General features: G+C 67.9%; 14 protein-coding genes and 1 pseudogene. 11 read left to right on the forward strand and 4 right to left on the reverse strand.

All coding sequences use genetic code 11. The features are described from left to right. A partial coding sequence (locus tag IE109_RS32470; protein WP_189554951.1) for a hypothetical protein occupies positions 1-507 on the reverse strand: 507 nt, incomplete at its 3' end. Positions 508-788: 281 nt separating this feature from the next. Between IE109_RS32470 and IE109_RS32475 the strand changes: the two genes are divergently transcribed. Next, complete coding sequence (locus tag IE109_RS32475) at positions 789-1,217, forward strand: DUF7718 family protein (RefSeq protein ID WP_189554952.1); 429 nt, start codon at positions 789-791, stop codon at positions 1,215-1,217. Next, positions 1,210-1,623, forward strand: a complete 414-nt coding sequence (locus tag IE109_RS32480) for a hypothetical protein (protein ID WP_189554953.1) — start codon at positions 1,210-1,212, stop codon at positions 1,621-1,623. Before IE109_RS32475 ends, IE109_RS32480 begins: the two co-directional genes overlap by 8 nt. Before the next feature lie 491 nt (positions 1,624-2,114). Here IE109_RS32480 and IE109_RS32485 read toward each other — a convergent pair whose 3' ends face one another. The 3 genes from IE109_RS32485 to IE109_RS32495 form a co-directional block, all read right to left on the reverse strand. Next, positions 2,115-2,294: a hypothetical protein gene (locus IE109_RS32485; RefSeq protein ID WP_189554954.1), complete on the reverse strand. Its 180-nt coding sequence runs from the start codon at positions 2,292-2,294 to the stop codon at positions 2,115-2,117. Positions 2,295-2,987: 693 nt separating this feature from the next. Next, positions 2,988-3,587 (reverse strand): GNAT family N-acetyltransferase, encoded by a 600-nt coding sequence (locus IE109_RS32490; RefSeq protein ID WP_189554955.1) that lies wholly within the window; start codon positions 3,585-3,587, stop codon positions 2,988-2,990. After that, positions 3,580-4,347, reverse strand: a complete 768-nt coding sequence (locus tag IE109_RS32495) for a GntR family transcriptional regulator (RefSeq protein ID WP_189554956.1) — start codon at positions 4,345-4,347, stop codon at positions 3,580-3,582. The genes IE109_RS32490 and IE109_RS32495 overlap by 8 nt, the downstream gene beginning before the upstream one ends. A 398-nt stretch (positions 4,348-4,745) precedes the next feature. On the opposite strand from IE109_RS32495, the pseudogene IE109_RS32500 reads away from it, so the two are divergent. From IE109_RS32500 to IE109_RS32540, 9 genes and pseudogenes are all read left to right on the forward strand, one after another. Further along, positions 4,746-5,127, forward strand: a pseudogene (locus IE109_RS32500) (RapZ C-terminal domain-containing protein). 90 nt (positions 5,128-5,217) lie between these two features. After that, positions 5,218-5,376 carry a hypothetical protein gene (locus IE109_RS32505; RefSeq protein WP_189554957.1) on the forward strand — a complete coding sequence of 53 codons (159 nt, stop codon included), beginning with the start codon at positions 5,218-5,220 and terminating at the stop codon, positions 5,374-5,376. A 91-nt stretch (positions 5,377-5,467) separates the two neighbouring features. Then, positions 5,468-5,731: a DUF6284 family protein gene (locus tag IE109_RS32510; RefSeq protein WP_189554958.1), complete on the forward strand. Its 264-nt coding sequence runs from the start codon at positions 5,468-5,470 to the stop codon at positions 5,729-5,731. Then, on the forward strand, positions 5,731-6,018 hold the full coding sequence (locus tag IE109_RS32515) for a DUF6303 family protein (RefSeq protein WP_189554959.1): 288 nt from the start codon (positions 5,731-5,733) through the stop codon (positions 6,016-6,018). The genes IE109_RS32510 and IE109_RS32515 overlap by 1 nt, the downstream gene beginning before the upstream one ends. Next, positions 6,015-6,992, forward strand: coding sequence for a DUF2637 domain-containing protein (locus IE109_RS32520; protein ID WP_189554960.1), 978 nt, complete (start codon positions 6,015-6,017; stop codon positions 6,990-6,992). Before IE109_RS32515 ends, IE109_RS32520 begins: the two co-directional genes overlap by 4 nt. After that, the gene (locus IE109_RS32525; RefSeq protein ID WP_189554961.1) at positions 6,992-7,327 is read left to right on the forward strand and encodes an RRQRL motif-containing zinc-binding protein; all 336 of its coding nucleotides are present in this window, start codon (positions 6,992-6,994) and stop codon (positions 7,325-7,327) included. Before IE109_RS32520 ends, IE109_RS32525 begins: the two co-directional genes overlap by 1 nt. Before the next feature lie 20 nt (positions 7,328-7,347). After that, positions 7,348-7,590 (forward strand): hypothetical protein, encoded by a 243-nt coding sequence (locus IE109_RS32530; protein WP_189554962.1) that lies wholly within the window; start codon positions 7,348-7,350, stop codon positions 7,588-7,590. A 562-nt stretch (positions 7,591-8,152) separates the two neighbouring features. After that, positions 8,153-9,292, forward strand: coding sequence for a hypothetical protein (locus IE109_RS32535; RefSeq protein WP_229891875.1), 1,140 nt, complete (start codon positions 8,153-8,155; stop codon positions 9,290-9,292). Between the two features lie 2 nt (positions 9,293-9,294). After that, a partial coding sequence (locus IE109_RS32540) for a hypothetical protein (protein WP_189554964.1) occupies positions 9,295-9,494 on the forward strand: 200 nt, incomplete at its 3' end.

A 9,494-nucleotide genomic window follows, 5' to 3' on the forward strand; every position in this document is an offset into this window, starting at 1 on the left:
GGCAGCGATGTAGTCGAGCACTGCGGACCAGACGTCGGGACGGTCGATCTGGCGAACGATCGCTTCCGGGGGCATGGCGTCAGCCTGATTGGGGATTGGTCTAGCGCCAATAACCTTCCGATACTGGGTAGCTGTGATTCGCGTACGGCCCTCGGCTAGGGCTGTATCGATCATCGTCCGAAGGGCGTCCCATCGCTGGTGATCGGGCATGCCCGAGCGCGAGTAGTCGAACGCAGCCTCACGAAGGACTGAGTAGGAGACGCTGACGCGACCGAAGACGTGGTCACGCATCGGGGCGCTCAACCACTTCGCCAGCACTGTGCATTCTCGCCCAGTAGAGGCGGTCACCTTCAAGCGCGAGGCCGCTCGTTTGAAGGCGGCGGAATGCCTGCCCACCTCGTCCGGAAACTGGCGGAGCAGTTCGTCACCGATGGCGACGCGTGTCGAGGCGTCGAGCTCCGCCATCGTTGTTCCGTGAGGCTGGTCGACGCTGAAGAGAGTGCTCATACCTACGTGCTACCAAGCACGTGTGCAGCCCGTGATGCGCCCGCATCGCGTTCCTCCTCACGGGTGATCGACGGTCCACGCCCGTGCCGGCGAGGCAGCGGCCAGCAGTGCCATAGTGCACAGGCCGTGGCGCTCACGCCACGCCCGCTGAGCGTTGACGGCAAGCTCCTGCAAGGGTCACCACTCGAAGGAGCCAACCCGCCACCCAACGTTCGCAAGCGGGTGTCCGCCGCTAGCCCACGCGAGTAATGTTCGTCACTCCATAGAGGGGGGCGGAGCCTATGGCGAACAACAGCAACAAGCGCCGTAGCAGGCTGGTGGACATGGGCGAGACACCGCCCAAGGCGGTGTACCGGCCGCCGAGGGTTCCGCCCGCTGAGCAGTGGGATTTCGACATCGCATGCTCAGATCAAGATCTTTTGCGGGTTCGCCTGAGGACGTACCGAAACAAGATCGTCGACTATGCCGTCATGCAGATGACCAGCGATTACGGCACTTGGGAGGAGGTGGCTCGCATTGACTGCTGTGGCGGCACGATCCACCGGCACCTCTTCGGTCGAAGCGGAACAGTGTTGCTTGACCACGACCTGATTCGTGACATCCCCGAACGTGACGGCGCCTGGGATGTCGTGCACGATAGTTACGAGGGGGCGCTGAACGAGATGCAGAACAACTGGGAAGACAACTTGCGGAGGTGGCGGTGTGGCTGATGAACGCACGCTACGTCGCAAGGCAGCTTTCGAGGTGGCCAAGAGGCTTGCGGATCCCGAGATCCGACGTCAGTTCGCTGCCCACGGGCATCGGTCAGGCGACACGGTCGTGGCGGCGCTGGAGAGCGACACCATCGACGATGTGTACGCCAAGATGCGCCGCCAGTCTCCGCCCGTGACGGTGGGTATTTACTGGCCTGAGACCGGGCGGCTGGAGTTCACGACGTTCGAGCCTGACCAGGCCCCGTCGGTCGGCCAGACGCGTGAGGGGATCGGAGGCGCGGCCACCATCGGCATGCTGTTCGATCACGTGTCGAATCAGCAGGGCAACACGCTGCGCTTGAATCTTGCGTGGGGCGCAGCAGCCAGCATGCACGTGGAACGCTTCACTGCTTCGCTCACATAGGGCGTCGAGCACTCGCGTTCGCGACAGGTTTCAAGGGCGCTTGCGTGCCTCGGCGCTTCGGACGTTGACGTAGAAGCCCCTCGGGACCTGGGTCCCGAGGGGCTTCTACGTTGCGTGGCACGACTCGAAGCTGCTCGCGCCTGATCCGTAGGCGGGTGCGACCAGGTCACTATGGGCTGAGTGGTCCGTCATAGGTCACGTTGGAAGCCGCCTTCTCGGCATCAGCTACCGCCCCTCCAGCCGAGACGCCTCCACCTGGGCCCGCAGCCGCGTCGTGCGGGCGCACAGGGGATTCGGCCCAGGCGGGGTCGGCCCGGGCGTCGATGAGAACGGTGATCGCGGTGCCGGTCCAACAGACATCAACGTCTGACATCAACACCCACGCACATCGGCGTACATAGATGGCTGCTGCACTTCGGCGAGCCGCACAGCTCACGACCTACCCGGTGGTCAGGTGAACCATGACCATCGGGTAGGTGCCAGACCTGATCTCAGCGGCGGATGTTCACTGTCACGGTGATACCGCCGACGGCGACGGCCGCAGCGCCGATCGCGCCGGCAGCCGCCGCGGCTTCAGGGTGGCCGGTCAGCCCGAGGATGACGACAGCGGTGATAGCCGCCATGCCCATGACTAGGGCCGACCACGCCAGCAGGCGTGAGGGCTTCGTCATGGGGCTTGCTGTACGGTCAAAGGGCGTCATGGGTCTCCTTGCTCCTCATCAGGCGGGTGCCCCGATGACTGGCGAGAGGGAGATCCCAAGCGTGGCCAGGCCCTAGGAAGCAAAGGCCACGCGGGGTCTCCCTTCGTCATGCCGAAGGGCGTTTCTTGGGATCTGACTGTACGGGTGGCGCTGACACTTTTTGTGGTCGTACAGCCCTCGACCGGCACAGGCGGACACGTTGCCAGCCGCTTAGCTCCGTTCTCCCATACCACCCGACACTGACATCAGTGTGACCCGCATTTCCGCAGTTCAGAGGCGTCCTGAGCGACAAGCCTCCAAGCTGCCCGTTCTATGAGAGCACACTCGGAATGTGAGCTGAATCACAGGATGGCCGTGGTGCCTTAGGCGTCGAACTAGGCATGTTGGAGAGCCTGTTGAAGCCATGGGCTCGCGGCCAGGGCGGAGGACGGGCCGTCGGCCTTCCTCCTACTTAGTTATGTAGGGCATGTGACACAGCTGCCGCCGAACGATGGTGCCGACCGGCATCCGGGGACCCACGAGCGGTCTCGCTCGCGACCACGGAGCCGCAGCGCGATCTTTATGGAGGAAGACGACCCGGCACAGAGCTACGAGGCACTCCAACATGTCGGGGAAGGCCGCGATCTCCCTCCGCGCGCTCGGCCCGCCGTCTAGGGACAGGCCCTAGGCCTCCGACGACCAGCCCCACTCTGGGTTGCCGTTCTCGTCGAACCGAGGCACCTCCAGCGCTAGGTATCGGGGTCCGCCGCCCCGGATGCTGCCTGCCGGCCGCTGGTACAAGGCCCCGGAATTACGGTGAGGAAGATCGACGGTCCTAACGTGCTCGAACCCTTGAGACTCGTAATAGCCCCCAAGCTTCGCATTGGTCTTCCAGGCATCCACCCGCAGCCATGCTTTACCCAACAGGGCCGCCTTCTCTGAGGCCCAATCGAGCAACGCTGTACCCAAAGCGGGAATTTCGGCCGCGCGTCGCACAATCATACGGTGGGCATATAGTGCGCTGCTAGGTGCATCATTCGGCAACCAAAATTCCGGATCGGCGAACTCGTCAACCGTGATAGTCCCCAGGTACTCGCCATCTCTACGTGCCACATAAGCGTGCACCAGATCGATATCCCTAGCTATCTTTTCCCTATTCGCTGGGTATTGCCACTGGTTCACATCCTGCGCTTTCAGCCATTCACCAGCCTCGTCCCACATGGATGCGATGACTTCCGCTTCCCTTGGACTGGCAGGCCGGATGGTGACACGGTCGTCATGCATTCGGGGCACCTGTTCCCAACTCGTAGCGCAGGACGTTGCGGTCTGTCGGCATCATGGTGATCGTGACTCGCACTGGACCCGAGTCGGTATAGCCGACACGGGTCCTGACCAGCAGGGGGACACCGGCTTCGACGGCCAGTTCCTCGGCCTGCTTCGGGTTGGGCATGACGGCGGTAACGTCGTCAATGTAGTGCGTCTGCCTGTATCCCAATGACGCCATGTAGGCGATGACGCCTTCAGCAATATCGGCTGGTTCGGCAATCGGCGTATTTTTCACGAGGCCGTGTGGGTAGTAGGAATCTTCCGTCGACCAAGGCTGCTCATCGACGAAACGTAGACGGCGGCGGACCAGCACCAAGTCGCCGGGCTGCATTTCGAGGCGGCGGGCAATGCTGGGCGTCGCCTTCTCAATGCTTACCGAGATCTCCTGACTCGGCGTTCGCCCTTGCTCGTGTATGTCCTGGACCCACGCGTCAACTCCTGCCGCCAGGCGCCTGTTGTGGTCTTCAGAGCGCGAGGAGTTGTACACCAAGATGTCTTGTCGATGGACCATATAAGCGCGCCCCTGGTTCGCAAACACCAGCCCTTCTGCGACCAGTCGCTGCAATCCCAGGCGCACCGTATTTCGGGAAGCGTCATAGATTTCCATGAGCTTCCGTTCGCTAGGCAGCTTGCCGCCAGGCGGGTACTCCCCGCTCTCGATCTTCGCGCGGAGGCTGGCAGCCAGCTGCATGTACAGGGGGTCTGAGCGCGTCGCCATGGCTTCATGATGCCCGACTGGGTCCACTGGTTGGTACGAGTCGCCTTGAAGTGCTTGACGAGTCCCGCCGACCGGGTGCAGCATCTTGCCCAGCAACTGGTTGGTACCAGAAACACCAGAGGTGCCAATTCGGGTTGCGCTGGCACGGCAAGGAGCCCCTGAAAGACGGGGCTGAGGGCCCCGGACCCCTGGTCAACCGGAGGGCGAGACCGAAAGGTCACACGTCTCGCATGCCTGAAACGGGAGCGCGCTCCCGAAGGCGAGACACATGTACGACACCGCAGCTCTATCGGTTGCGGCTAGTTGCCTCCTTCGTCCGTCCGGGCCCCTGCGGGGTGCTGTACGGGCGGGCTTGAGGGGAGCCGGTACACCCCCCGTTCGCTCCGTGAGGAGTTCTGATGGCTGTTGTTGAGATCGTCTCGTTTGGTTACCTGCACGGTGCGCCGCCCGGGGCGCACCTGACCATCGATCTGCGTCACCACTTCCGGGACCCGCACGTCAGCCCGCAGCTGCGGTACATGACCGCAGACGACGAGCCCGTTCGCGCCGCGGTGCTGGGCACACCCGGCATCGCGCAGCTGATCGGCGCCACGATCGCCGCGGTTGCCGCGTTCGCCTCGGGCCCCAGCGCCGGCCGGGTGGTCGTCGCGGACGGCTGCGCCGGGCGGCCGACACCGGGCCCCGACGTTCGCCCGCGCACTCGCCGACTGCCTGCGCGGTGCCGGGCACAGCGTCACCGTGCGGCACCGCGACATGCACAAGGCCGTAGTGCAGCGCTGACGGCTGGCTGCCTGGGCCCCGGACCCTACGCCGGGGCCGCGGGGAGCCGGGCCGGATCGGCCGGCCGGTGCCCGCATCGAAGGAGTTCGCATGTTCGGCAAGAAGTCGCAACAGCAGTCCTCCGACCTGACCTCGCCCGCTGCGGTCAAGCGCAGCCAGAAGGCCTACGACCGGATCGCCTCCGGCAAGACCCGGAACGCCGCCGCTGAGCTGGACGCCGCCCACGGGCGCGGCAGCAAGCGCGGCTGACCCCACTACTCATCTCATACGGCGCGCCCCCGGAGCTGGTATCTCCAGGGGCGCTGTCGAGCCGTAGAACCTGCTAGGGAGACCACGACTCATGAAGCACATCGTTGCACTTCAGGCGGCTGTTACCGCCACCGCGTCCGATCCGGAGCCCACGGCTGCGGAGCTGGAGGCGATCGACCGGGAGATGCCGCTGATCCGGGCGGAGGTCGAGCTGCTGGACGCACAGATCACCGTCCTGGACCGGACGCCGTCCCAGCTGGACGCGCGCCGCATCCGGCGGGCCCGCCGGCGGGTGCTGGCCGCGCGGCGGGAGCTGACGAACCGGGCCGGTGCGGGTTCGCCGGAGGTGGCCTGATGGCGGCCGGCACCTACACGGCGCAGATGTCCGTGAGCCGGTGGGCGGGCCGTTGGCGCCTGTACGTGGCGCTGCTCGGTGAGCCGTCGTCGCAGTGGCCGGAGTACGAGTTCGACGGCGACGTGGTGCCGACGGTGGCGGCGCGTTCACGGGCGCTGAACAAGCTCGGCTACGCGTTCACAGACGGCCCGGAATGGACCTGGACCGAGGACAGCGCCGTTCCTGACGACGCCGCCTCGCCGGTCCTGCTGATCGCCTCCGCGACCGTGCGGGAGGCGGGTCCGTGAACGCTGTTCAGATCCGTTCAGCCGAGCGCGCTCTGTCGGCTGGGACGTGGCTGATCGTCTGCGGAGCGGTGCTCTACTCGATCCTGACGGTGACCCCGTTGATGGCGAAGCACACGCCGGATGCGTGGGACTGGACGGCGCCGATCCTGCCCTTGGTGGTGGACGCCGCCGTGGTCATCGTCGTCCGTCTCGACGCCGTCCTGGCCCGCCTGGGCGGGCACGGCGGGCGGTGGCCGGTTGCGCTGCGGTGGATGACTGGCGGCATGACCCTGGCGCTGAACATCGCCGACTCCGCCCTGAAAAAGGACCTGGTCGGAGTGGCCGTGCACGCGGTCGCGCCGCTGCTGCTGATCGTCACCGCAGAGACCAGCCTGGCCTACCGCCGCGCCATCGCCGCCGCCCTGACCGCTCTGGATGCCCGGCAGCGCGCCGAGCAGATCGAGCGGCAGCAAGCGGCGGCCGCGGAGCGGGAGGCGGCCGAGCGGCGGGCCCGTGAGGAGCGTGAGCACGCCGCCATGCTGGCGCGTGAACAGCGTGAACACGAAGCCAAGCTCGCCCGGGAGAAAGCCGAGCGGGAAGCCGCCGCACTGCGGGAGGAAGCCGACCGTATCGAGGCTCGGGAGCGGGCGGAGCGGGAGGCTCGTGAACGCCGTGAACGCGAGCGTGAACAGCAGCAGCGGGAGCGTGAACGCCTTGAACGCGAAGCCGCCGCCCGCCGCGAAGCCGAGCGCCGGCAGCGCGAGGAACGTGAAGCCCGTGAACGCGCCGCGCTGCTTGCTGGTGGCCCGGTGAACGAGAAGGTGGGCGAAGACCAGGCCCGCCGGATCGTCCGCGCGGCGTTCGCCGAGGGCCTGCCCGTGCGGGCGGCCGTCGACCTGTGCGGGTGGTCCATCGGCTGGGTGTCCTCCCGCTACCAGGAACTGCGCGACGCCGCCCAGAGCGCGCCGCGTGAGCTGGAAGGCGCGGCGAGCTGATGGCCGCCCTTCCCGTCTACCGGTGGCGCCTGGCCCCGGACGGCTACGCCACCTACCGCCAGCTCCGCGCGATGGGACTGAGGCCCGGCGGACAGCACGTGGCGGCTGAGTTGCAGCGCCCGCGCCGGCGCCGGGGCCCGCTGATCGCCTACCTGTACCGGATCGACGCAGCCAAGCCCGTCCGGCCGATGACGCCCGCCCGGTGGGCGGCGCTGGCCAGGGCGAACGCCGCACAGCGCATCTGCCCGAACTGTCGCCGTGACGTGGGGTATCGCATCCCGCGCTCCCTCGGCACGTGCACCCCCTGCCACGACTCACCCACCCGCGCCGCCTGACCCGACAGGAGACACGACACATGAGCAGCCAGACCCAGCGGAGCACCGCCCCGACCGCCAGGGCGCAGGGCTCGCACCACTACGTGCTCACCCTCGAACTTCCCGGCCGGATGTCCAGCACCTGGTCCGGCACCATCACCCCGCACCCTGGCGCCAGCCGGCACGACGTCTACATGGCGCTGCGCAACCAGATCGGTGACCAGAACTCGGAGCTGTCCAGGGGCAACGTCGTCTTCTTTTCCCTGGAGCCGAACCGGCTCTGACCTGCACCAGCCCATAAGGAAGGCCCGGACGCACTGCTTTGGCCGGCAGCGTCCGGGCCTTTGACCTCCCGAAGGGAGTGCACACAGCATGACCGACACCACCATCACCACGGAAGCAGGCCCCCAAGCCCCACCAGACCCCACACCGCCCCCAGAGCCGGAGCCCACGGCAGCCGCCCCGGCGTCCGCTGAGAGCGTCGAGCACACGCCCGGCGGGTGGCCGGTCGTCCCTCTCGCAGTGACCGGTACGAACACCACCGCCTCCCTGCTCGCGGCCGCCTCCCTGGTAGGCGGCCCGGTCGCCCTGGCCCTGGCCGCGACCGGCGCGGTCGTCCTCGGCACAGCCGCTGCGAGCCGTAAGGCGCGCCAGCAGAGCAAGCCCGCCAGCAACGCACGCCGCAGCAACCGGGCCGCCACGCCACGAGGGGCGACCACACGATCCGGGGCGCGGCCGGGGTCGGCCCGGCGGCTGGTGCCCTGGGCCCGTAGCGGAAACGCCGGCACCACTAGGACCGCTGGTCGCGGACACAAGACGAGCCAAGGCGGCCAGGGTGGCCGGGGCATGGCCGGGCACCGCGCAGCCGTACCTTCCGCCCTGCGAAAGCCCCTGTCTTCCCCGGATGGAAGGAACGGAGCCGTCCGCGCGGCCGGCCTGTCCGCAGCCACGTCGGGCAAGGCACGCGGCGGCCGGGTCCAGCAGATCAAGGCCCTTCGGGATTCGGCCCGCTCCTCGGCCCCGTCGCGGGCCGCGCAGCGAGCCCAGACGACCGCCGCCCGCCGCCAGGTCGCCGACGCACGCCGGGACGCCAAGCAGCAGGCCCGCACCACTAGGGCCGCGAAGAAGGGACCGATCAGCCGGGCCCTCGCCGGGGGCCTGAACAAGGCCGGGGCCATGCGGCGGGCGGCTGTGGACCGTGCCCGCGCGGCGAGGGACCGGCAGAACGGTGGCACGGTCGACCAGCAGCGGGCGGCGGTCCGTAAGGCCCCGGCCCGAAAGCGGGCCCGTAAGGCGCTCATGCGGTCTGCCGCCCGGTTCCAGGGCCGCCGTCTGCTGGCCGCGCTGCTGGGCGGCGCGCTCGGGCTGCTCGGAACGATCACCACGCCGCTCGGGCGCAAGCTCGGCTGGGCGTGGCTCCAGCACCCCGGCCGCCGCCTGTACGCCCGCCTCATGCACGCCGCCCAGGACCAGCGCACCGCGCGAGACAACGCCATCCGCGACGCCCAGCAGGAGGAGGAAGCCGCCGCCGACGCGGAAGCCGAGGACGACGGCACCGAGCAGATCGGGGACACGGCCGAGCGCCCCGCCGGCCTGGTCCCCGCCGCACCCACCACCATGCCCGCGAGTGAGGGAGAGGGAATGTCTGGTTTCCGGTTCGAGGACTACGCGGCGGAGATGGAGTCCGCCGCCAGCAGCTACGAGCCCGATGACTGTATGGAGATCCTCGCCATGATCGAGGGCCTGCCGGCCGCGCTGACGTCCGTGGCGAACGTGATGAAGATCCTCGCCGAGCGGTCCGACTTGGAGTTCCCGCTGGAGAAGGAGGTGGCGGGCTCGTTCAATGACGCCTTCGGCGCCGTCATGGCCGCCGTTGCCGTCGCCGAGGACATGGCCCCGCTGTTCCGCCAGGTCCACGCCCAGGACATCGCCCGTCACGAAGACCCCCGCAACGGCCACCAGGCAGAGAAGGGCTGGAACGTCTGACCATGACCACCAACACACAGGCCACCACCGGGCCGGTGTGGGACTACAGCGCCGGTCATGGACCCGTGACCGGCGCTCTGTCCGCCACCACCGGATGCCTAGCCGTCGCCACCACCGGAGCCGCAACCGGCATGCCGCCCGCCTGGGCCCTCGCCATCGGCACCGCCGGCGCCATCGGCCACACCATCACCAGCCTCCGCGA

It is taken from the genome of Streptomyces lavendofoliae (assembly GCF_014649735.1).
Lineage (GTDB): Bacteria > Actinomycetota > Actinomycetes > Streptomycetales > Streptomycetaceae > Streptomyces > Streptomyces lavendofoliae.